The 22961-nt window shown below is 37.9% G+C and carries 21 protein-coding genes; 17 read left to right on the top strand and 4 right to left on the bottom strand.

Annotation, left to right across the window (positions count from 1 at the left end; translation table 11 throughout):
- Positions 1-35: 35 nt before the first annotated feature.
- From HX005_RS00515 to rdgB, 10 genes are all read left to right on the top strand, one after another.
- The gene (locus HX005_RS00515) at positions 36-2267 is read left to right on the top strand and encodes a TonB-dependent receptor (RefSeq protein WP_286375918.1); all 2232 of its coding nucleotides are present in this window, start codon (positions 36-38) and stop codon (positions 2265-2267) included.
- Positions 2268-2635: 368 nt separating this feature from the next.
- Complete coding sequence (locus tag HX005_RS00520; RefSeq protein ID WP_286375919.1) at positions 2636-4951, top strand: catecholate siderophore receptor Fiu; 2316 nt, start codon at positions 2636-2638, stop codon at positions 4949-4951.
- Positions 4952-5032: 81 nt separating this feature from the next.
- On the top strand, positions 5033-5716 hold the full coding sequence (locus HX005_RS00525; protein ID WP_286375920.1) for a Fe2+-dependent dioxygenase: 684 nt from the start codon (positions 5033-5035) through the stop codon (positions 5714-5716).
- A complete protein-coding gene (locus HX005_RS00530) occupies positions 5713-6816 on the top strand; it encodes an alpha-hydroxy acid oxidase (RefSeq protein WP_286375921.1) in 1104 nt (367 codons plus the stop codon). Before HX005_RS00525 ends, HX005_RS00530 begins: the two co-directional genes overlap by 4 nt.
- A 279-nt stretch (positions 6817-7095) precedes the next feature.
- Positions 7096-8793, top strand: coding sequence for a 2-isopropylmalate synthase (gene leuA / locus HX005_RS00535; RefSeq protein WP_286375922.1), 1698 nt, complete (start codon positions 7096-7098; stop codon positions 8791-8793).
- A gap of 379 nt (positions 8794-9172) precedes the next feature.
- Positions 9173-10333, top strand: a complete 1161-nt coding sequence (gene metX / locus HX005_RS00540) for a homoserine O-succinyltransferase MetX (protein WP_286375923.1) — start codon at positions 9173-9175, stop codon at positions 10331-10333.
- A complete protein-coding gene (metW, locus tag HX005_RS00545) occupies positions 10333-10926 on the top strand; it encodes a methionine biosynthesis protein MetW (RefSeq protein WP_107006761.1) in 594 nt (197 codons plus the stop codon). Before metX ends, metW begins: the two co-directional genes overlap by 1 nt.
- The gene (locus HX005_RS00550) at positions 10923-11516 is read left to right on the top strand and encodes a tetratricopeptide repeat protein (protein WP_107006762.1); all 594 of its coding nucleotides are present in this window, start codon (positions 10923-10925) and stop codon (positions 11514-11516) included. The genes metW and HX005_RS00550 overlap by 4 nt, the downstream gene beginning before the upstream one ends.
- Positions 11517-11735: 219 nt before the next feature.
- Entirely contained in the window at positions 11736-12911 is a 1176-nt protein-coding gene (locus tag HX005_RS00555) for a zinc-binding dehydrogenase (RefSeq protein WP_286375924.1), read from the top strand.
- 163 nt (positions 12912-13074) lie between these two features.
- Positions 13075-13701 carry an RdgB/HAM1 family non-canonical purine NTP pyrophosphatase gene (rdgB, locus tag HX005_RS00560; protein ID WP_107006764.1) on the top strand — a complete coding sequence of 209 codons (627 nt, stop codon included), beginning with the start codon at positions 13075-13077 and terminating at the stop codon, positions 13699-13701.
- Positions 13702-13811: 110 nt separating this feature from the next.
- Here the strand turns inward: rdgB and HX005_RS00565 are convergent, their stop codons facing one another.
- Positions 13812-14687, bottom strand: coding sequence for an AEC family transporter (locus tag HX005_RS00565; protein WP_286375925.1), 876 nt, complete (start codon positions 14685-14687; stop codon positions 13812-13814).
- A gap of 163 nt (positions 14688-14850) precedes the next feature.
- On the opposite strand from HX005_RS00565, the gene tatA reads away from it, so the two are divergent.
- The 4 genes from tatA (at position 14851) to HX005_RS00585 (ending at position 18680) form a co-directional block, all read left to right on the top strand.
- On the top strand, positions 14851-15072 hold the full coding sequence (gene tatA, locus HX005_RS00570; RefSeq protein WP_107006765.1) for a Sec-independent protein translocase subunit TatA: 222 nt from the start codon (positions 14851-14853) through the stop codon (positions 15070-15072).
- 18 nt (positions 15073-15090) lie between these two features.
- Positions 15091-15555, top strand: coding sequence for a Sec-independent protein translocase protein TatB (gene tatB, locus HX005_RS00575; RefSeq protein ID WP_286375926.1), 465 nt, complete (start codon positions 15091-15093; stop codon positions 15553-15555).
- On the top strand, positions 15552-16331 hold the full coding sequence (tatC, locus tag HX005_RS00580; RefSeq protein ID WP_286375927.1) for a twin-arginine translocase subunit TatC: 780 nt from the start codon (positions 15552-15554) through the stop codon (positions 16329-16331). Before tatB ends, tatC begins: the two co-directional genes overlap by 4 nt.
- Positions 16332-16484: 153 nt before the next feature.
- Positions 16485-18680, top strand: coding sequence for a PhoX family protein (locus tag HX005_RS00585; protein ID WP_286375928.1), 2196 nt, complete (start codon positions 16485-16487; stop codon positions 18678-18680).
- A gap of 85 nt (positions 18681-18765) precedes the next feature.
- Here the strand turns inward: HX005_RS00585 and HX005_RS00590 are convergent, their stop codons facing one another.
- Positions 18766-19530, bottom strand: a complete 765-nt coding sequence (locus HX005_RS00590) for an NRDE family protein (RefSeq protein ID WP_286375929.1) — start codon at positions 19528-19530, stop codon at positions 18766-18768.
- Between the two features lie 105 nt (positions 19531-19635).
- On the opposite strand from HX005_RS00590, the gene lgt reads away from it, so the two are divergent.
- Entirely contained in the window at positions 19636-20454 is an 819-nt protein-coding gene (gene lgt / locus HX005_RS00595) for a prolipoprotein diacylglyceryl transferase (protein ID WP_107006770.1), read from the top strand.
- 62 nt (positions 20455-20516) lie between these two features.
- On the opposite strand, the gene HX005_RS00600 is transcribed toward lgt, so the two are convergent.
- Positions 20517-21347, bottom strand: a complete 831-nt coding sequence (locus HX005_RS00600) for a YwqG family protein (protein ID WP_286375930.1) — start codon at positions 21345-21347, stop codon at positions 20517-20519.
- Between the two features lie 101 nt (positions 21348-21448).
- On the opposite strand from HX005_RS00600, the gene HX005_RS00605 reads away from it, so the two are divergent.
- Both HX005_RS00605 and HX005_RS00610 read left to right on the top strand, forming a co-directional pair.
- The gene (locus HX005_RS00605) at positions 21449-21832 is read left to right on the top strand and encodes a hypothetical protein (RefSeq protein WP_286375931.1); all 384 of its coding nucleotides are present in this window, start codon (positions 21449-21451) and stop codon (positions 21830-21832) included.
- A 2-nt stretch (positions 21833-21834) separates the two neighbouring features.
- Complete coding sequence (locus HX005_RS00610; RefSeq protein WP_286375932.1) at positions 21835-22209, top strand: hypothetical protein; 375 nt, start codon at positions 21835-21837, stop codon at positions 22207-22209.
- A gap of 62 nt (positions 22210-22271) precedes the next feature.
- Here HX005_RS00610 and HX005_RS00615 read toward each other — a convergent pair whose 3' ends face one another.
- Positions 22272-22814 (bottom strand): CHAP domain-containing protein, encoded by a 543-nt coding sequence (locus tag HX005_RS00615; RefSeq protein WP_286375933.1) that lies wholly within the window; start codon positions 22812-22814, stop codon positions 22272-22274.
- Positions 22815-22961 lie beyond the last annotated feature (147 nt).

A 22961-nucleotide genomic window follows, 5' to 3' on the forward strand; every position in this document is an offset into this window, starting at 1 on the left:
GCATACAAATTTGCATTACTCTCTAGTGAGTCTCCATGTCATTTATCAAATCACGTAAAAAGGTTGTTGTTTCGGCTCTTGCATCCTCTTTATCTGTTATGGCAACAACTGCCATTGCCCAAGAAGAAGTGCAACAACTGCCTACTATTCATGCTCAAGCTCACGCAACAAAACAACAAAGCTTAAAAGTCGATGAATCTGCTAACTCCAAATTTGTAGCACCACTTTTAGACACACCAAAATCAGTTTCTGTTATTTCAAAAAAATTGATCGAAGATACACAAGTAACAACACTTGCAGATGCACTGCGCACAGTACCAGGGATTACTTTAGGTGCAGGTGAAGGCGGCAACCCAAATGGTGACCGCCCTATTATTCGTGGTTATAACTCTGAAAGTTCAATGTATGTCGATGGTGTGCGTAATGCCACTTCACAAAACCGTGATATGTTTGCTGTTGAACAAGTTGAAATCACGAAAGGCTCTTCATCTTCTCTAGGTGGTGCAGGCTCTGTTGGTGGTAGCGTAAATATGATTTCTAAAGTCGCTAAAAAAGGCGATTCTTTAGAAGGTTCTGTAGCTGGCGGTACAGACAATTACCAACGTATTACGCTTGATGGCAATAAAGACTTTGGTAATGGTATTGCTGCTCGTGTTGCTGTGATGGGACACCATAATGAAAAAGCTGGTCAAGCCGATGGTGCTGAATACAAACGTGTCGGGATTGCACCAAGTATTACTTTTGGTTTAGATACTCCAACACGTACTACAGCCAGCTACTATTATTTAAAATCTGATGATACGCCTGATTCTGGTGTGCCATATCAGTATGATAAAGATAAAAAAGCCACTGTAGGTAAACCTGTCAATGTAAAACAAGGCATTTACTATGGTTTACTTGATCGTGATTTCCAAAAGCAAGAAAATCATATTGCAACATTAAAAGTTGAACATGATTTAACAGATAATTTAACGCTTTCAAATACTGCCATTTATAGTAAATCTAAAAATGATTATTTATGGACACAGCCTGATGACTCAAAAGGTAATGTTCTAAATGATAAAGTATGGCGTCGTATCAACTCACGTATTACAGATACGGATATCTTCACAGATCAACTTTCTTTAACAGGTAAATTCAACACAGGTTCAATTAAACATCGTTTTAATTTGGGTGCTGAATATTCTGACCAAGAGTCTGATAAAGGAAATTATTCAACCACTTATCCAGGTTATAAAGATTCAACTACAGGTGGTTTTAACAGCAACTGTGCAAATAATGATGCTTGGTGTACTTCGCTCACCAATCCAAACCCTCATGACCCATGGTTAGGAACAGCGACAGCGAATCGTAATACCACTACGACCACAACAAAAAATACATCAGTTTATTTCTTAGACAATATTGAGTTTACTCCACAATGGTTGCTTGATTTAGGTGTACGTTGGGATAAATTTGATACTGAACAAGTAACAAATGCGACAGGTGAAAAAATCGAAAATGATAAAGATTTCTTCACTTATCAAGCGGGTTTAACCTTTAAACCTGTTGAAAATGGTTCAATTTATGCGAGCTACGCAACATCTGCTAACCCTGTAGGTGTCGATGCTGGTGATGGTTCTGAAAGCATTGGTAAAGCTTATATGGACTTAAAACCAGAAGAAGCGCGTACTATTGAATTGGGTACAAAATGGGATTTATTTAACGATAAACTCAATTTAACCGCAGCAGTTTTCCGTACAGAAAAGCAAAATACACGTATTCAACTTGATGCAGGCACATATACCAACGGTGGTGAAAGCAAAGTTGATGGTGTTGAGTTAACTGCAAATGGTAAAATCACAGATAAATGGGATATCACTGCGGGTTATTCTTATTTAGACAGTGAAATGACAAATCCTGGTCCATCTTGTAACCGTCAAGGTGTTTGTACTGCTGATAATCCAGCAAAAGGCAAACAACTTCCAAACGTTCCAAAAAATAGTGCAACACTTTGGACAACATACAAAGTATTACCTCAGTTCACTGTAGGTGCAGGTGCATTCTATGCTGATCAAGTATTTGGCGATGCAGCAAATACTAAATGGGTTGCAGGTTATGTTCGTTACGATGCTATGGCTCGCTATAACGTCAACAAAAACGTTGATTTACAGTTAAACTTAAACAACCTTTCTGACAAACGTTATTTCACCAAAGCTTATGCATCTCACTATGCAACAGAAGCAGATGGTCGTAATGCAGTACTTTCTGTGAACTTTAAATACTAAGTTCAACGAATAACGTTTTTTAAATAGCCTCTTTAAGAGGCTATTTTTTTTGTTGATTTTAAAGTTTTTGTTATATGTTTATTAAATCAAAAACCCTTCCTCCATTTATTATCATTATTTTATTTTTCTTATAATTTCATTTATTTACCAATCGTTTAAATAGATATATTCAACCTAAATGAGCATTTTTTCCTGAGCTTTTTTTGTGAAATTCTACTTAATGGCTATTGTTATCAATAATCATTATCAATATTATTCGCGGTAAATAGTTACATGCTTTAACAATAGCTACACTTTTACTGCACATTTCCTCTTTTAGGCATCTATGCAGATCAAAACTGGACTTCGACTTTTGTAGGAATTTTCAAATGGCACGTATTCAAAGCCGTAAACACAAAACAACAACACCTCTTGTTGCTTTAGCTGCATCATTGCCTTTTTTAGCTCAAGCTGAAACTTTTGATGAAAGTTCGGTCGTACAGTTACCCAAAATTGAAGCAACTGCTCAAACCAATAAAAGTTCAGAAAACTATAAAGCCAATGAAGTAAGCTCGCCAAAATACACACAACCTATCATTGATACACCACAAACAATCTCAGTCATTAAAAAAGAATTATTACAAGAACAAGGTGCGAGTTCTTTGGTTGAAGCGCTCAGAAATACGCCTGGTATTACCTTACAAATGGGTGAAAATGGCAATACAAGTGCTGGTGATACCTTTCAAATGCGCGGTTTTTCTACACAAACCTCAACATATATTGATGGTATTCGTGACCTAGGCGCTATTAGCCGCGATATCTTTAACCTTGATCAAATTGAAGTTGTAAAAGGTCCTTCAGGCGCAGAAGCTGGTCGTGGTGCTGCTTCGGGTTATATCAACTTAGTTTCAAAACTACCAACGCTAAAAAATGATCGTCAAGTAAGTGCAAGTTTTAACACTGCTGAACATGGTCGTTTGGCGGCTGATCTCAATCAAGCCATCAATGACAACACCGCTGTACGTCTTAATGTGATGGGGCAACAAGGTGGAATCGAAGGTCGTGATTATATTGAAAACAATAGTTATGCCATTGCTCCATCGATTGCTTTTGGTTTAGACACAGACACACGTTTTTATTTATATTCACAACATGTACAGCAACGTAATATTCCTGATGGTGGTATTCCAACAATTGGCATGCAAGGTTTTTATTACAACAATACAGATGAAAAACTTCCAAGTGCATTTAGAGATGCATTAAATAAAGCCGTGAATGCTGCCTCTCCTGTAGATCGTGAAAATTTTTATGGTCATGTCGATGATCATGAAGATGTTAATGCCAATATGATTACTGCAAAAATAGAGAGTGATTTAGCAGATAATTTAAAACTAACTAATATTTCACGTTTTGGCAAAACTGAAATGAAGCGTGTTTTAACAGGTATCAATAGTTTAGTAATCACCGATTTAACCAAAGCAGAAGATCCAAATAGTTGGTTAATCACACGTTCTCGTCAAGGTGTTGATCAGGAAAATAAAATTTTAGCAAATACCACAACCTTAAACTTTAATACTCAAACAGGCATCATTGAGCACAATTTCGTTGCAGGCTTAGAACTCTTACAAGAGCAACAAAATACTAAGACAATGTCAGCGCAAATTCCGGGACAAGCCAACCCTGTAATTACTGCCAACATGTACAATCCTGACCGCAATCAAGTCTTAGCCAATCCACTTTACAATGGTGGATATAGTCACGGTGAAACCAATACCGCTGCTGCTTATTTATTTGACACACTTAAATTTTTAGAAGGTCGTCTACAGTTAAATGGCGGTGTTCGCATTGACTATTATGATACCGACTTTGACTCGCTTACTGTTTCAACTGACGCTAAAACTTTAGCCGTCACCAAAAAACCAACATTATTAGGTGCACATGACACTTTAATCAGTTGGAAACTCGGTGGGTTATTTAAGCCAACTGAAAAAAGCAGTATCTATGCGTCTTATGCCAAATCATTAACGCCACCAGGTAGTGCAAACTTTACTTTGTCTGATGAAGGGATCAATAGCTCTGCTGCAAAACCACAAGAAACTCATCATTATGAAGTTGGTACAAAATGGGATTTACTCAATGATAAATTAGCAGTTAATGCTGCTGCCTACTACACAGAAAATGAAAATCAATTTACTCAAGATGCAGTCACACTTGAGTCCATTCAAGAAGGTAAAACCACAGTAAAAGGTATTGAATTAAGTGCTGTAGGCAAAATCACTGATGCATGGAACATTTCTGCGGGTGTTGCCCACATGAAAACAGAACAAGAAAATCAACTCAGTGTTAATGCGACAACAGGTGCGATTACAAAAACCAATTTGGTACGTTGGTCACCTGAATGGACTGCATCACTTTGGACAACTTATGACTATGCAGGCTTCAAAGTTGGTCTAGGTGCTCGTTATGTAGATGAACAAAAGCGTGTCATTACTGACAGTACTGCACTTGCTACAATGCCAAGCATCCCTGACTATATTGTCTTTGATGCGCTGGCTGGTTATACCTTTAATAAACACGCTTCTGTCAACTTAAATATTTATAATCTTGCTGATAAAGAATATATCAGTACCTTAAATAATGGCGGTAGTCGTATGGTTTTAGGTCAACCTCGCTCTGCAACTTTAAGTTTAAACTATAAGTTTTAATTCCTCTTTCTTTTGAGCAACAAATGTCGTGTATGCTAGTCATGCACGACTTTTTATTTTTTAAAGGATGTCTTAGAACCCATGTTGTTGCATATTCCTCAAGTTTTGAATGCTGCCCAAGTCGCAGAAATCCTCCAGTATTTAGACAGTACAGAACACTGGAAAAATGGTCGTCATAGCGCAGGTGCGCAAGCCCAAAAAATAAAAAATAATTTACAACTTGATGTGAATACTGAGCAATACCGAGATATTTCAAATGCCATTTTACAGGCATTAAAACAACAATTATTAATTCAATCCGCAGCACTGCCTAAACATATTTTAAGACCTTTAATTAACTGCTACCAAGATGCAGGCAATTATGGCAATCATGTTGATAACGCGATCCAAACATGCTCAGACACAGGGCAACTTATTCGTACAGATGTATCTCTTACTTTATTTTTATCAAATCCTGAAGAATATGAAGGCGGTGAATTAGTCATTGAAGATCATTATGGAACACACGAAGTTAAACTGGATGCAGGCGATGCTATTCTCTACCCTGCAACAAGTTTACACCGTGTCGAACCTGTGACTTCAGGAAAAAGATTAGCTGCATTTACATGGATGCAAAGCATGATCAAAGATGATTGGCAACGTAATACGATGTTTAACCTAGATATGACCATCATTAAACTACGTCAACAGCTTGGTGATTCTGAAGAAGTGTTAAGTTTAACCAACCATTATCATAACCTATTACGTCAATGGGGCGAGTTATGATCAATAAACCACCATTAACAGCACTCACACAAATTCCTCCTCATTTGCAAACCATTGCAGATTATGAACAACAGGCTGAATTACATTTGCCTGAAAATACTTGGCACTACTTACAAGGTGGTGCCATGGATGAAAAAAGTGTCCGCAACAATTTAAGTCAGTTTGATGATATTCAGCTCGTACCAAGATTGCTCAATGACCTCACACAAGGTTCAACTCAAGTTGAAATTTTAGGGCAAACATTTCCACATCCGATTTTTCTGGCACCGATTGGGCACCAACAACAATTCCATCCTGAAGCAGAAGCAGCAACTGCACTTGCTGCTGAAGTTCTAGGCAGTAACTTACTCCTCAGTACCTTTACCAATACTGACATGCGCCAGTTAAAAAAAGAAAATCTATTGAAATGGTTTCAGTTATATTGGCAAGGCGATCGTGAAAAATCATTGGCTTTGGTACGACTTGCAGAACAGCAAAATTTTCAAGCCATTGTGATTACAGTTGACTCACCACATACAGGCATTCGCGACCGTGAACGTCGTGTACATTTTCAACTGCCTGAAGGTATGCAACATCCACATACACCAACGCACATTCCCCTACCTGAACTCAGAGCAGATCAACACCCTGTTTTTGAAGGTTTAATGCAGATTGCACCGAAATGGGCAGATATCGAATTTATTATTGCCAACACTGATTTACCTGTGATTTTAAAAGGTGTGTTACATCCGTTGGATGCAAAAAAAGCAGTGGAAATTGGTGTCAAAGGGTTAATTATTTCCAATCATGGCGGACGGGTTTTAGATACCACCATTTGCCCCTTGCATGCTTTACAAAATATTAAAGTGATTGTGCCAAATGAATTTCCACTGTTACTTGATGGTGGCATTCGGCGTGGTACAGATGTATTTAAGGCTTTGGCAATGGGTGCATCCGCAATACTCATTGGACGCCCCTATATTTATGGTTTGGCTGTAGCAGGGGCTTTAGGTGTAGCGCATGTCATTAAAATTTTAAAGGAAGAATTTGAGATTACGATGGCTTTAATGGGAACATCTACCATCCCCGAGATTAATAAAGATTATATTTCTCAAAAATAGATGTTTTTATGAAAATATTTTTCTTATTGTTATAAATTGATGCAAATTAAGGAAAATATTTCCAGAAGCTCTGTTTTAGAATTAGTCTTAAGTTAATCCATTTACAAGCGTCAAAGGCTGACTTTATGTCGTGTTACATCCACACATAATTTAATGCCACTTTAGGCGAATATACTCCAAAAACGACTTGTAAATAGAATGCATAGACACAATCTATATTTGTAGTAAGTTGCCTTTATCCAAGAAACGAGCAACGACAACTACACAAGGAGTTACCTCATGATGTTGGCTGATCCAAGTAAAAAATACCGTCGCATGTATCAACGTGTAGACTTGCCTGACCGTCAATGGCCAGATAAAGAAATCAATAAAGCACCAATCTGGATGAGTACCGACCTACGTGATGGTAACCAAGCAATTTTTGAGCCGATGAACATTGAACAAAAATTTAAAATGTTCCAAATGTTGGTGAAAATTGGCTTTAAACATATTGAAATTGGCTTCCCTTCTGCATCTCAGGTGGACTTTGACTTCACCCGTAAATTGATCGAAGAAAATCATATTCCTGAAGATGTGTATATCGAAGTTTTGGTTCAAGCACGTGATCATTTGATTCAGCGTACCTTTGAATCTTTACAAGGTGCAAAACGTGCCATTGTGCATATCTACAACTCAAACTCTCCAACATTCCGTCAGAAAGTCTTGAATGTAGATGTTGAGGGTGCCAAACAATTGGCAATCAATGCTGCAACTAAAGTCAAAGAATATGCAGCAAAACAGCCTGAAACAGATTTTATTTTCCAATACAGCCCTGAATGTTTTACCGCAACAGAGTTAGAAGTTGCTAAAGATGTGTGTGATGCTGTGACTGAAATCTGGGAAGCATCTCCTGACAATAAAGTGATCTTGAACTTACCTGCAACGGTTGAAGTGTCGGGTCCGCATGTCTATGCCGACCAAATCGAATGGATGCACCGTAACTTGCAACGTCGTGATGGCGTGATCATTTCTGTTCACTGTCACAATGACCGTGGTTGTGGGATCGCTGCTTCTGAATTGGCAATCATGGCAGGTGCAGACCGTGTTGAAGGCTGTGTGTTTGGTAATGGTGAACGTACAGGTAACGTCGACGTTGCAGCAATTGCATTGAACATGTATACCCAAGGTGTTGCACCTGAATTGGATTTCTCGAACATCAACGAAATCATTGCCACTGTTGAAGAATGTACAGGTTTGCCTGTACACCCACGTCATCCGTATGCAGGTGATTTAGTCTTTACTGCGTTCTCAGGTTCACACCAAGATGCAATTAAAAAAGGTTTTGAGTTCCAAAAAGATCAAGAAATCTGGGATATGCCTTACTTGCCAATCGACCCGAAAGATTTAGGTCGTGACTATGACGCAGTGATTCGTGTCAACTCACAATCAGGTAAAGGTGGTATCGCTTATTTGTTAGAGTCAAACTATAACGTGGTTTTACCGCGTCGTTTACAGGTTGAATTTTCACAAGTGGTACAACAAGTTGCTGACGATGAGGGTGTAGAAGTCTCTGCACAACAAATCTGGACTTTGTTTAAAGATACTTATGTTGCGGCAAAAGATGCGCATTATTCAGCAAAAAACTATAAATTATCAGATGAAAATGGCAACCAAGTGATTGAACTTGATGTGGTGGTTAATGGTGAAACTCAGCATTTGCGTGGTGAAGGCAACGGTCCAATTTCAGCCATTTTAAATGCACTTCAATTGCCGATTGATGTCTTAAACTATGAAGAACGCAGCATCAGTGCTGGTGCGCATGCAAAAGCTTTGGCATTGATTGAACTTCAGGTTCAAGGTACAGGCAAATCCGCATTTGGCGCAGGGGTTCATGACAATATAGTCACTTCATCAATCGAAGCCATTATTGCCGCGACCAACCGTTTGATTGATCAAGGCGTATTAAGCACAGATCAGGTAATTGCCGCTGCTGTTTAAACAGTTGCTTTGCAAATAAAAGACTTTAGAAAGGATGCCCCAAGTGGTATCCTTTCTTTTATGTATTTATTGAATAGAGCACTTTCACACATCAAAAAATGAACAGCTTTACAGATTAAAGTGCTATTAAAATCGTTATAAAAGTCCTTTTTCTCTGAGCAAAACAAAGCACTACTTTGTTGAAATACAAAACGTAGTGGAGAAGATGAGGATGAGGATACATCTCTGATGTTGACCTCACCCTAACCCTCTCCTACAAGGAGAGGAAACTTTTTTGCGAAATAGTGCGAAGTTCAAATGATCAAAATCTGCCATTTTCTGATCAAAAAATGGTTAATGAAAGTTATCTATTCCTCAAAATTTAAGGCGAACATTTCCTGTGTCTTTTCCAGCTGATTCTGTGGGGCTTGTTACTCCGCAAAAGTTTGAATTTGAAGAACCTTTAGAACTTGAATGTGGTCGAGTACTGCCACGTTTTGAAATCATGATGGAAACCTACGGTACGCTCAATGCGGACAAATCCAATGCGATTTTAATCTGTCATGCGCTTTCAGGTCATCACCATGCCGCAGGCTATCATCATGAAGATGATAAAAAAGCGGGTTGGTGGGATGCCTGTATTGGACCAGGAAAAGCCATTGATACTTCAAAATTTTTTGTGGTGGCACTCAATAATATTGGCGGATGCAGTGGTTCAACAGGACCGATCTCACCCAACCCTGAAAATGAAAATCGTCCTTATGGTCCAGACTTTCCTTTGGTGACTGTGCGTGATTGGGTAAAAACTCAAACTATGCTTTCTGATCGCTTAGGGATCGATGTCTGGTATGCTGTTATTGGCGGCTCACTAGGTGGAATGCAGGCATTGCAATGGTCGGTGGATTATCCTGACCGTTTAAAAAATTGCGTGATTATTGCTTCAGCACCCAAGCTTTCAGCACAAAATATTGCCTTTAACGAAGTGGCACGTCAGTCCATTTTATCCGATCCTGACTTTCATCATGGTCGTTATCTAGAACAAGACAGCTATCCAAAACGTGGCTTAATTTTAGCGCGTATGGTGGGTCATATTACCTATTTGTCTGAAGAAGCGATGAAGCAAAAATTTGGTCGTGATTTAAAATCTGGTAAATTTATGTATGGCTTTGATGTCGAATTCCAGGTGGAAAGCTATTTGCGTTATCAAGGTGAGCAATTCAGTCGTAACTTTGATGCCAATACCTATTTAATCATGACCAAAGCTTTGGATTATTTTGATCCATCCCGTGAATATGAACACTCTCTGACCAAAGCCTTATCCAATACCAAATGTCGTTTCATGGTGGTGTCATTTACCACAGACTGGCGCTTCAGCCCTCAGCGTTCGCAAGAAATTGTCGATGCCTTAATTACCAATCATAAACCTGTTAGCTATTTAGATATTGATGCTGAACAAGGTCATGATTCATTTCTATTCCCTATTCCGCTGTACGTTAAGTCCTTACGTGCATTTTTAGGTGGCGAAGAACACCTTAAAACCACACCGAAGGAGGCAATCTAATGCGTATTGACCAACAACTTGCTGAAAAATGGATTAGCCCTGGGGCAAGTGTGCTCGATTTGGGTTGTGGTGATGGCGAATTATTGTCACAAATGAGCAAAAAACATCAAATTCGCGCTTATGGATTAGAAATTGATCAAGAAAAGATTGCAATTGCCGTAAGCAAAGGGTTAAATATTATACAACAAGACTTGAACCTCGGTTTGGAACGCTTTGCAGACCAGTCTTTTGACTATGTGGTTATGGCACAAGCTTTACAAGCTGTAGATGCACCTGATGTGCTTCTGCGCGATATGGTGCGTGTGGGGAAACAAGCCATTATTACTTTTCCTAATTTTGCACATTGGAAGACTCGCTCTTTCCTTGCGCTTAAAGGGATGATGCCTGTTTCTGATGCATTACCGTATATGTGGTACAATACCCCCAATATCCACTTATGCACCTTCCGTGATTTCGAAGCACTGTGTGCAGAAAATCAGATTAAAATTATTGATCGACTCGCTGTAAATGGGAATCAACAAGGCAGCTTTTTAAGTAAAGCTGTACCAAACTTGTTTGGCGAAGTCGCGATCTATAGAGTGAGCGCTATATGAAGAAAATCTTATTAGGCAGTACCCTATTTTTTGGGCTGCTCAGTTTTCAAGCCCATGCGGACTATATTCCTCAACAACAAAAATCAACGTCTGCATTAGCAGCACAATATGCACAAATGAACGTTGCTGATTTAGAAAAAGCGGCTAAGTCAGGACAAGCTGCTGCTCAGTTCTATTTAGCTACACGTTATCAATCAGGTACAGGTGTTGCAAAAGATTTAAAACATGCTTTTAGTTTGTTTAAATCTGCGGCTGACCAAGGTATTTCTGCGGCTCAGTTAAATGTAGGTCGTATGTATGCTGATGGTCTTGGGGTATCTAAAAACGAAACAGCAGCACGCCAATATTTTGAGAAAGCTGCAAGTCATGGTGATAACCGTGCTAGCTTTAATTTGGCAGTGATGGAAGAGCAAAAGAAAAATTACATTGGTGCTTATCAGTGGTATGAACTTTCAACGCGTGATGGCATGTTAGACAATAAAGTCATTAATATGTCTGAAACTAAAAAAACAGCTTTAGCTGCAAACTTAACACCTGAACAAATCCGTACTGCGCGTGACCGTGCTGATCGTTGGATTCAAACTCAATAAGTTTTATTTGTCGTTATATAAGGAAGCACCATAAGGTGCTTTTTTTTATTGTTTGAAAATATAACTATAATGATGACAATTTAAGAGATTTTAATTCAGCTACTTTGATGCAAAAAATTATTGGCATCTTTACAGCTTAGAACCACGATCACAGCCATATTTTTATACGACCAGAACTGCAATGATCAACAAGAGTCAAATAAAAACAGGGAAGATTTCATGAAATCTGTAGTTTGCCAAAATGCTGAATTAAGAATAGAAAAACTAGCTGAACTTGTACCCTCAAAAGGTCAAGTGCTACTTGAAGTTGTTCGGTGTGGGATCTGCGGTAGTGACTTACATATGCAGCATAACTGCGACCATATGCATAATCTTGCAGCAAAAGTTGGGTTTCAAGGTATCGCCAAGAATGCTGATCAATTTGTTATGGGACATGAATTTTGTGGAAAAATCATGGATTATGGTCCCAAGACACGTAAAAAATTCAAAAAAGATACCTTAGTCTGTGCGATGCCTTTATTAAAGTTTGATGATTTAGGCTACCAATCTACAGGGCTTTCACCCAATGCTTCTGGTGGCTATGCAGAACAAGTTCTAGTTCAATCTAGCCTGATGTTTGAAGTACCAAATGGTTTAGATGTTGATAGTGCAACAATGACTGAACCTATGGCAGTTGCTTTACATGCCGTTCGACGTAGTCGGATCAAAACCAATGAACCTGCGATTGTCATTGGCTGTGGTCCTGTTGGGCTTGGCATTATTTTAATGCTAAAAGCAGCAGGTGTTAAGAAAGTCATTGCCAGTGATTTCTCTGCTAATCGTAGAAAATTAGCTGAACGCTGTGGTGCTGACAGTGTCATTAATCCTGCAAGCAACTCCCCTTTCGAAAACTGGAAAGAACTGGGCTTATTGGGCAATGCTGCCGATGCACTCAATTATGGTTTAAGTCTTTTTGACAAAATTCAAGCCACTGGAATGCCTTGGTGGCATGCATGGCGAGTTGCAGATAAATTGGGTGCATTACCAAAACGTGCAGTAATTTTTGAATGTGTCGGTGTACCAGGAATTCTGCAACAAATCATTGATGGTGCACCATTATTTTCCAAAATTATTGGTGTGGGTGTATGTATGCAAAGTGATCGCATTGAACCTGCACTTGCGATCAATAAAGAAATCGAAATGCAATTTGTTTTAGGTTATACCCCTTTAGAGTTTCGTGATGCCTTACATATGATTGCAGAGGGTAAAATTGATTGTTCTCCACTCATTACGGGAATTGTTGGCTTGGATGGCGTAACGAATGCTTTTTCTGCACTACGTGATCCTGAGCAACATGCCAAAATTTTAATTGATCCAAAGAAAGTTGGAACTGATATTACGATGATAAAAAAATAACTTATTTTAAATCTCTTTGATCAAAGCATCTTCGGGTGCTTTTTTTATTGGGGAATAAAATTAAAATAATCTCGATTAAATTAAACTGATAAAACTCATCTTCTCAAATGATGTACATAATCAGTTAAAATACCCACCAATATTCAAAATCAGAGCAATTGCAATGTCTGCACAAGATTGGTTATCCCAAGGAACACTAGTACTCGCAAGTAATAACAAAGGCAAAATTGCTGAATTTGAAAAAATGTTTGCTGAGTTAAAGCTACCAGTCGAAGTGATTCCACAAGGAAAACTCAATATCGAAGATGCCATAGAAGATGGTTTAAGTTTTATTGAAAATGCCATCATCAAAGCACGTCATGCTAGCCGTATTTCTGGCAAACCTGCAATTGCAGATGATTCAGGCATTTGCGTTCCTGTTCTTGGTGGTGCTCCTGGCATCTATTCTGCACGTTATGCAGGTGAACACGGTGATGATGCTGCCAATAATGCAAAACTATTAGCTGACCTAAAACCTTTGCGCAAAGATGGTCAACCAATTGATGGTATGTTCGTTTGTGTATTAGCTTTGGTACAACATGCTGATGACCCACTTCCACAAATTTTCCAAGGGATTTGGGCAGGTGAAGTCTTAGAACAAGCACGTGGTGAAAATGGTTTTGGTTATGATCCACTGTTTTTGTTGCCTGAACTCGGTATTTCAAGCGCTGAAATGAGTAAAGAAGAAAAAAATAAAATCAGTCATCGTGGGCAAGCAATGCAATTATTTAAAGCAAGTTTGGAAAAATAAGTTCCTATAAGAAGTCCCTCTTCTTTTTTAAAGGTGAGGGACTTATTCCGCAAAGGGAAGATTCAAATCTATGATCAAAAAAAGATTTACGATGATGTAAATGACTACAACTACGATAAATGCACCACGGCGCCATACAACACACAGATCACACAACTGACTATTGTTCCTGAAGCAATATATTTAGCTGAAACACCAGTGCCTTGATAATGTGTTTCCAAAGCAACAATATTAGCAGCAGGAGGTAAGCAAAATAATAAAAACATCACGCCAATATATTCGTGAATATTTGCAATCGCTAAAAAATAATAAGCAAAGCTACAAAAAACCAAGCCACAAAAAACTTTTAATAATGCAATTTTAAAGCTATAAATCAAATCAACCCAATGAACTTTTGTTTTACGTAACCACATGCCTAAAACAGACATTCCTGTAAAAACCATTCCCCACTTAGAAAACTGATAAATCGCATCAATCCATTGATGATCTTCTAACGTCTGTAACTGTAGAACACGAAATAAAGCTGCAAGTAACAAAGCCACAACAGGAGGAGATTTTAAAACTTTTTTGAACATGTCCCCTAAAGCCAAAGGTGTCGTACTCACAGAAGCAACTGCCCAAACATTACCAAAAATTGAGCCACCTACATAAATTGCAATCATTGCTGAACTTATTTCTTCACCAAATAAAGCAATCGCGATCGGAAAACCTAGCCAAGCCATATTGGTATAGCTAAAACATAGTGCCTGTAAACGATCCTTAGACAACAGAAAATAAATAAAAAATAATAAAATGGCAGAGAAAAAACTAAAAAGCATCAAACTTAAACTGCCAGCTTGATAAAAAACCATATTGTAAATAATCACAATAGGAATAAATAAACGTGATAAAAAAGCAGAAAAAACAGCTCTAAGCTGAGGAGAAAATGAACTGTTTGCCAAAATTAAGCCACTAAAAAACCCTAAAAGCGGTAATAAAGCCGACACACGCATTCACCTAAAATAATTTCCTAAAATATTAACACGTACAAGCTTTACATAGCTTTGAAAATATCAAGACTGCACATTGTCTTTAAATTGAAATATAGACGTCACCTTTTTGTCATAGATACCTGTTGAGATAGGCTGTAATAAAAGAGGAGATTTTATCATGGCTGGATTATCGATTTGGCACGTACTGATTTTTGCAATTGTGGTCATTTTATTGTTTGGTACATCTAAACTTAAAAACTTAGGCAAAGATGTAGGTGGTGCAGTAAAAGATTTTAAAAAATCAATCAAAGATGATGATGCTACCAAAGCAGCAATTGCTGAACCTCGTACTTTAGAACATCAAAATACCAGTGATGTGAATTCTACAGTAAAGCACTAACACGCGGAGAGATTAGTCATGCTCGATGTGGGGTTTTCTGAATTACTGGTTTTTGGCATCATTGCTTTATTGGTTTTAGGACCTGAAAAGCTTCCTGTGGCTGCACGCTTTGCAGGAAAATGGTACTCCAAAATAAAACGTACTGTAAGTAATGTTCAAAATGACATTGATCGTGAACTTCGTCTCTCAGAACTACGAGAACAAATGCAGCTCGAGATGAAACGTATTGAAGAACTTGAGCAAAAAATGCAAACTCAAATGCAAGAGTTACAACAACAATCTATAGCCGCTGAAGAAAAACAAAAACATACAGCAATGACAGACAATAAAAGTTTGATGTGTACGTATGAATTGGTCAAAACATCTATTCCAAGCCCTTATATCTCAGAGGTTTGGATTAAACAATTAAAGTTTGTCGTACACCCCATTCAGCGACTTGAAACTCCAGTTTTTGAGCCGTCTATCTTAAAGGTTGCAGTATGAACAGCTCTTTTAGCCCTCAAATTCAGTCACCTGACCCTAACCCTCAGCCTGAATTAGAGTCCATGCCGATTACTAAACATTTGATCGTTTTAAGACGTCATTTATTTAAAATCATGGCATTGTTAATTCTTTTATTTTTTTGCTTACTTCCCTTTGCCAATAAAACCTATGTTGCGTTATCTGAGCCTTTAAGAGCACAACTGCCTGCAACATCAACCATGATTGCCACAGATGTCACCGCAACATTTATGGCACCATTTAAGTTGAATTTTTTCATTGCTTTAATGTTGGCAATGCCTTTTATTATTTATCAAATTTGGTCGTTTGTTAAACCTGCGCTGTATGCCAAAGAAAAAAGTTTAGCACTGCCCTTGCTCATTGGTAGCATTAGCCTGTTTTATGCAGGAATTGCTTTTGCATATTTTGTGGCTTTGCCCTCGATTTTACATTTTTTTATTAGTGTATCGCCTGAAACAGTAGCACCCATGACAGATATTAATAGTTATCTGACATTCTGTTTAAAGCTATTTTTAGTCTTTGGCTTAACCTTTGAAATTCCGATTATCACTTTACTGCTGATTTTAATTGGTGTGGTTTCAACTCAAGACCTTGTCGAAAAACGTCGCTATATTATTGTGGGCTGTTTTTTTGTCTCTATGTTTATTACGCCACCCGATGCTATTTCAATGATTATGCTTGCTATTCCAATGTGGTTGCTTTTTGAACTCGGTTTGTTTTTTGGCAAAGTCATCGAAAAAAGACGAGCAACAACATAAAGTTGCTCTTTATTTGACTTATATTGTGATTTTCATCATTTTGACTTTTTATCTTCACCAGACTGTCACCTTACTGTCAAAGCTTCGTCATATTTATTATCTAAGTTAATAACAACTTTTGAGAACCATCAATTAACTTTAGGGAATACTTCCATGACCGAGCTGACGCCATATCATGAAGATCAAGAACTTGATAATAACACTTCAGACAATATACATTTTCGTGATATTTTAGAACAACATATTACTCGTCGTAGCTTAATTGCAAAAACTGCAAGTGGTGCAGCAGCTCTGGCTTTAGCGTCAACTTTGACTGGTTGTGGCAATGACAAAGACTCATCAAATAATGTCACTCCACCAACACCAACTCCTGAACCAACAGACCCAAATAAAAAACCTGAAAAATTAACCTTTAAACCTGTTGCTAAAAACCTCAATGACATTGTGACTGTACCTGAAGGGTATGAAGCAACTGTACTCTATGCAATGGGTGACTCGATTAACCCTGCTTATGCAGAATGGAATGATAATGCTGTGCCTTCTGGTCCAAGTTTCCAGTATCGCTCAGGTGACTGCCATGATGGTATGAGTTATTTTGGTTTAAATACAACAAATAAAAACTATGATCCAAAAGCATCTGAAAATGGCTTATTGGTGATGAACCATGAATATATCAATCCGACATTTTTACACCCTAAAGGTCCAACGAAAACCGCTGATGGTCGCCGCCCTGAAGATGAAGTGATTCGTGAAATGAATGCTCATGGTGTTTCAATCATTGAGTTGAAAAAAGATAAAACGACACAAAAAGTTGAAATTGTTAAAAATTCACTCTTTAACCGCCGTATTACAGCATCAACAGTGATGGATTTTGCAGGTGTTGTTGCAAACTCAGCTTTAGTCACCACCAAGTATTCACCAGCGGGCAAGCAAACACGTGGTACCCATAATAACTGTGGTAATGGTTATACACCTTGGGGAACCTATTTAACGACTGAAGAAAACTATATTGGTTACTTTATCCGTAACAAAGGTGATGATGAAAAACGTACACCAGAAGAAATCATTGCTTTAAAACGTTATGGTTTAAAAGATGGTGCAAGCTCACGTTACCAATGGGAAACAGCGCTTGGCAAAGTTGAAAGCCAAGACTTATACGACCGCTGGAACTCGTCAGTTACGGGTGCTTCTGCTACACAAGACTACCGTAACAGTGCCAATACTTTTGGTTGGATCGTTGAAATTGACCCATTTGATGGTCGTCAAAATCCTGTAAAACGTACATCTTTAGGTCGTTTTGCGCATGAAGACTGCCGTGCAAGTCGTTTACGTGAAGATGACAATTTAGCGTTCTATATGGGCGATGACTCACGTGGCGAATACATCTATAAATTTGTATCTGATGCAAAATGGTCTGCAAAAGATATCAATGGTGGCTATAAAGCAGGTGATAAATACATGAACTCAGGCAAACTTTATGTTGCTAAGTTCAATAGTGATGGTACAGGTCAATGGATTGAATTGGCTTATGGTAAAAATGGTTTAAATGCATCAAGTACAGTTTATCCATTTAAATCACAAGCAGAAGTCACAACTTTTGCTCGTCTTGCAGGTGATGCAGTCGGTGCAACAAAAATGGATCGCCCTGAATGGGTTGCTGTAAACCCTGAAAATGGCGAAGTCTATGTGACTTTAACCAATAACTCAAATCGTGGTACAGCCTATCCAACAGATGCCGCTAACCCTCGTAACTATGAAGATCCTGAGGGTGGTAAAGGTAATGTGAATGGTCATATTATTCGCTTCCATGAAGATGGTGACACTACAACTGCTACCACATTCAAATGGGACATTTATCTCTTTGGTGCTGAAGCGAAAATGGCAAGCAATATCAACCTTTCTGGCTTAAATGACAATAATGACTTGTCTTCTCCAGATGGTATGTGGTTTGACCCACGCGGTGTACTTTGGATTCAAACAGATGATGGCGCTTATACTGACGTTACCAACTGTATGATGCTTGCAGCACTACCAGGTAAAGTTGGTGATGGTACCAAAGCAAAAAGCTCTACAGGACAAGAAACCATTGTTGGTGCAAAAATGACGGATGATAATCTACGTCGTTTCCTCACAGGTCCAACAGAATGTGAGATCACAGGTGTTACGATGACACCTGACCACAAAGCAATCTTTATTAATGTACAACATCCAGGTGAAGACTCTGAAAGCTATGACAAACCAACAAGTCATTGGCCAGCTACGCAAAAAGATAGCAGTAATAAAACAGCACGTCCGCGTTCAGCAACAGTTGTCATCACCCGTAAAGATGGCGGTACGATTGCAGGTTAATTCAACCTTATTTATCGTATAACAATGATCCACAAATGTTTCTTAACATTTGTGGATTTTTTATCATTTCATTTTTATAAAACAGCTAAATTTTAACTACTTCTCCCGCATGCTCACCCTGCTGAGTTTTCTCAAACCAAGAAATTTCTGACTGACTTATTCTTAAAAAATTTGAACATCGCGTGCCATAAACAGGACTTTGAATAAAAGTTGATGACAATAAATGCTCCATCTCTTGATTGATTCCTGTTTCAGGCAATAAATCAACAATCACTTTGCGTTCATCTTCTAAAATATCCCAAGCTGTGTGTTCTAAATCCTGTTCAGGTATAGATGGCAGTTGTAACATCGGTAAAAATTCTTGCGTAAAACGTTTACGTAAATGTTTGGTCTTTTCCCAATCTTCAGACATCAATCCATTAGAAACAACAAACACACCTTTGGCTAAAACTTGCGGTGCTTCACCACGATTACTTAAATATACCGCCTGTTCTCGATCACCTAAAAATAAATTAAACCCTGCATAGTCTCTTTGTTTTTCTTCAAGTTGTTGTGCAAAACGAATAGGTGTTTGTTCAGATTCTAAAAAAGACTGAATCAAATGTCCTCTGGAAGTTGGATATAAATTTTTATCCTGCCCTTCTCTGAAGTTGGTGACAATTGCCCAGCGACCCTGTGCTGTTACCCCCATCCATGTGCCCCCAGATTGTAAATCCTGCCCTGCAATAATTGGGCTATTTTCCCAGACATGTAATTGCGATGCGGGTCGATGATAAAACTCATCTCGATTTGAAATTAAACACAGTGGTACATCTTCCAAGACTTGCCATGCTAAAGCCACAATACACATATTTTTATTCCATAGCTTATTACTTTAAGTTTACACATTGAATGTACAACATTTTTCATGTCTTTCAGATAAAATCTGTGCAAAACAGAATACAAAGGAAGAGCGATGCTGACCTACCCAAATATAGACCCAGTTGCAATATCACTGGGACCACTCCAAGTGCATTGGTATGGAATCATGTATCTTCTGGCATTTTTATGTGCTTGGGGGCTTGCAACTTATCGTGCTAAACAACGTACAAACTGGAATTCGGAAATGGTTTCAGATCTTGTATTTTATGGTGCTTTGGGTGTGGTATTGGGTGGACGTATTGGTTATGTCCTATTTTATGAGTTTAGTAAGTTCCTTGCAGATCCAATCTGGTTATTTAAAGTTTGGACAGGCGGAATGAGCTTTCATGGTGGCTTCTTAGGTGTCATGATCGCCATGCTTTTATGGTGCCATAAATATAAGAAAACATGGTTTGAAACTTTAGATTTTATTGCACCTTGTGTCCCTACAGGTTTAATGTTTGGTCGTATTGGTAACTTTATTGGCGGTGAACTTTATGGTCGTCAAGTTTCCGATCCAAACTTTGCTTTGGGTATGATATTCCCAACTGATCCATTACATTTAATACGCCATCCTTCACAAATTTATCAAGCACTGTGCGAAGGCTTATTATTATTTCTTATTCTTTGGTTTTATAGTGCAAAACCACGTCCACGTTATGCAGTATCTGCAATATTTTTGATGGGTTATGGCTGTGCTCGCTTCTTTATGGAGTTCTTCCGCGAACCTGATGCAGATCAAGGCTATATCTTATTTGGTTGGATGACCAAAGGGCAAATTTTATCTTTTCCAATGATTTTGATTGGTTTATGGATGATTTGGTATGCTTATCAAAAGAAAATTTTCGATTGGGGACCGCATAAAAATACCTAATTAAACCCTGTCAAAGCGGATGATCACTCATCCGCTTTTTTATTTTTAAGCTCTCAATTAACTCAATGACATGCCCACAAAAAAACAACTTTAGAAAAATCTCTTTTTTTCAAATCTTGGGGAGCAATATACCACTGCGCAACACCACCATCACACCACTCCAAACCCTCATCTGTATCTAACTGCATTAACAACACATAGTCTTTAATTCCAAATTCAGTTCGGTTATCTGTAGAGTGTAGATAATTTGCATATCCTCCGATACGATGCCCACCTTCATACTGAAATTGTTCTGTATACGGTTTTTCATATTCGGTATAAGCCCACATTAGATCATCATAATCTTGGCTTAAAGCAACTTGCTCACGCCCAAATATGAGGGGTGCAAAACGATAATCATGAAATGTCATATATTGCTGAACTTTTTTAAAAGTTAAACCACATTCTTCAACCCATAATTGCTGCTCATCCTCAGAAATTTCAGAAATTTTTTTCAATGTTTCACGAGTTTTGAGTAAAGTTTCATCTTCTTTTACTTCAGGAAAATACAGCACACGATGATTAAATTGGATGTGTTCAAGGCTTTCATCCACTCCCAAATCCAACTCTTTCATATTCAAATAAAACTGTAAAATCCCTTGTTCAGGAAAATCAGTTAAATGCGGCATTTCAGCAAAATTGATTTGTGCTAAAAATTGCAAAGGTTCATTGCTCAGCTTAGAGCAAGGATATTCACCCTCTAAAGGAAAATAAGGCGACATACCTAAATTACTTTGCCATAAATCCACATGACTTTTTAACTCCCGATCAAATTCAACACAGGTTTGTAAGGTAGATTCGATGGTTTGGATGAAGGGAAAAAACTGTTCTGGCAATTGTGATATTTTTGACATTATTATGTTTCCATCTTATTTTGCATGACTATGTAACTAAAACTCATCTTTTCAACAAGTTCATTTATACTGCAAGCATCCTTTGAATATATACCAACATTATGCTTGAATTTTGGTTTGATCCACAAACACCTATCTTCAAAAAGATATTTATCTTCATTGCGATTGCCATTGCAACCATCTTGTTATATCGCATGCAACCCTTAGCATATAGCGCGATTTTAATGTTTGTCGCAACAGGTGTGATCTTCCTGATTTGTCGTTACTGCAAACTCCATTTTGCAGCAAAAAAACCAACTGGAATTGTATATCGTATTTTGACATGGGTACCCATCGCACTCTTATTGGCGTTGATTTTTAAAAATATGACACAAGGTGAAATTTTAATTCCGGGAGCACAAGGTATCGGATTTATGGCATTGGCTGTTTGTTTATTTTCGCCGTTGTCTTTACTTCATCAAAACAACACGAAACAAGTCTCTTAATCATGTTAGATTTTTGGTATTCAGAACGCTGTACTCGTCAAGTTAAGCTGATCGTCAGCATCATGCTCTGTATTGTGATTTTTTATTGCTCTAACATTGAAAAACTCAGCCCAATTTTTGTAGGTATTGGTTTAGTTTTAGGTATGGCATTACATGTGCTGTATCGGGCTGCAAGTCAAAAGGCAGCACAAAATCCTCAGAAAAAATGGATGAAAATTGCAGCAGTTTATCTCCCTATTTTTATTCAAATCACGATCATTTACTGGTTTTTAAAACAATCGAATTTTGTCTATTTAGCCATTCAAGCTTTAGGCTTTATGATGCTTGGACTTGTGCTGATTTCAAATTATCAAAACCGCAGTAAATGCTCAGATTAAAAAGGAAGGTTTTTGCTCAAGCTTCCTTTTTAATCGTCTGCTTTTGACACATAGAAGACAAATCAACCTAAGCGATAGTATTTATAAGTGACATTACTATCTTTATAAACATCATAACTACGTTGTTTAAAGTCAGAAACCCATTCTGAACCTGTATAACCTGCAATATGCCCATAACGATGTTTACGGGTACGGTCAATAATATAAATATCTCCTTCTTGTGGAGCATCAAAAGAAGGTTGTATTTGTTTATAACCAATTTCTTCTAAAGTCTCGCCCCAATCTGCTGCTGCAATGGGATGATCAATAAACTTTGCACCTGCTGTTTGTAATGCAATACGAATACTACGTGCACAACGTGCTGAGCTTGTACGTGCTGAAATACTATCTAATTTATTGATAAATTTATCAATATCAATTTGAAAAGCATTCGTTAAAGAAAAATTATTGGCTTGGGCTTGTTTTAATTTATTTTGTTGAATAATCGCTGTTGGATTAAAGTCCTGTTTTGGGTAAAAAGATCCATTTTCATTTTGAAAAATGTATTGACTAACAGATACGCTATTGACGTCTTGTACAAGTTGAGTATTTAAATCAACAATCATTGCTCAACCCCAAACTGACTCACTAAACTCTGTCTTACCATACCAAAGTACCGCTACCATAAATTACGAAGTTGCAATACTAAGCATACATTCTTAAAATTTGTTTAACGTAAATGTAATAAAATTTGTGATTGTAAATGAGAATCT

This window comes from Acinetobacter sp. R933-2 (assembly GCF_030325485.1).
GTDB lineage: Bacteria > Pseudomonadota > Gammaproteobacteria > Pseudomonadales > Moraxellaceae > Acinetobacter > Acinetobacter sichuanensis.

Bases quoted from the DNA above. Each gene is read 5' to 3' on its own strand.
- tatA (WP_107006765.1), top strand. From the start codon at position 14,851: ATGGCTGGATTATCGATTTGGCACGTACTGATTTTTGCAATTGTGGTC.
- metW (WP_107006761.1), top strand. From the start codon at position 10,333: ATGCGTATTGACCAACAACTTGCTGAAAAATGGATTAGCCCTGGGGCA.
- HX005_RS00605 (WP_286375931.1), top strand. From the start codon at position 21,449: ATGCTTGAATTTTGGTTTGATCCACAAACACCTATCTTCAAAAAGATA.
- HX005_RS00550 (WP_107006762.1), top strand. From the start codon at position 10,923: ATGAAGAAAATCTTATTAGGCAGTACCCTATTTTTTGGGCTGCTCAGT.
- rdgB (WP_107006764.1), top strand. From the start codon at position 13,075: ATGTCTGCACAAGATTGGTTATCCCAAGGAACACTAGTACTCGCAAGT.
- leuA (WP_286375922.1), top strand. From the start codon at position 7,096: ATGATGTTGGCTGATCCAAGTAAAAAATACCGTCGCATGTATCAACGT.
- tatC (WP_286375927.1), top strand. From the start codon at position 15,552: ATGAACAGCTCTTTTAGCCCTCAAATTCAGTCACCTGACCCTAACCCT.
- HX005_RS00590 (WP_286375929.1), bottom strand. From the start codon at position 19,530: ATGTGTATTGTGGCTTTAGCATGGCAAGTCTTGGAAGATGTACCACTG.
- HX005_RS00520 (WP_286375919.1), top strand. From the start codon at position 2,636: ATGGCACGTATTCAAAGCCGTAAACACAAAACAACAACACCTCTTGTT.
- HX005_RS00525 (WP_286375920.1), top strand. From the start codon at position 5,033: ATGTTGTTGCATATTCCTCAAGTTTTGAATGCTGCCCAAGTCGCAGAA.
- HX005_RS00585 (WP_286375928.1), top strand. From the start codon at position 16,485: ATGACCGAGCTGACGCCATATCATGAAGATCAAGAACTTGATAATAAC.
- lgt (WP_107006770.1), top strand. From the start codon at position 19,636: ATGCTGACCTACCCAAATATAGACCCAGTTGCAATATCACTGGGACCA.
- HX005_RS00515 (WP_286375918.1), top strand. From the start codon at position 36: ATGTCATTTATCAAATCACGTAAAAAGGTTGTTGTTTCGGCTCTTGCA.
- HX005_RS00555 (WP_286375924.1), top strand. From the start codon at position 11,736: ATGAAATCTGTAGTTTGCCAAAATGCTGAATTAAGAATAGAAAAACTA.
- HX005_RS00530 (WP_286375921.1), top strand. From the start codon at position 5,713: ATGATCAATAAACCACCATTAACAGCACTCACACAAATTCCTCCTCAT.
- HX005_RS00615 (WP_286375933.1), bottom strand. From the start codon at position 22,814: ATGATTGTTGATTTAAATACTCAACTTGTACAAGACGTCAATAGCGTA.
- HX005_RS00600 (WP_286375930.1), bottom strand. From the start codon at position 21,347: ATGTCAAAAATATCACAATTGCCAGAACAGTTTTTTCCCTTCATCCAA.
- HX005_RS00610 (WP_286375932.1), top strand. From the start codon at position 21,835: ATGTTAGATTTTTGGTATTCAGAACGCTGTACTCGTCAAGTTAAGCTG.
- tatB (WP_286375926.1), top strand. From the start codon at position 15,091: ATGCTCGATGTGGGGTTTTCTGAATTACTGGTTTTTGGCATCATTGCT.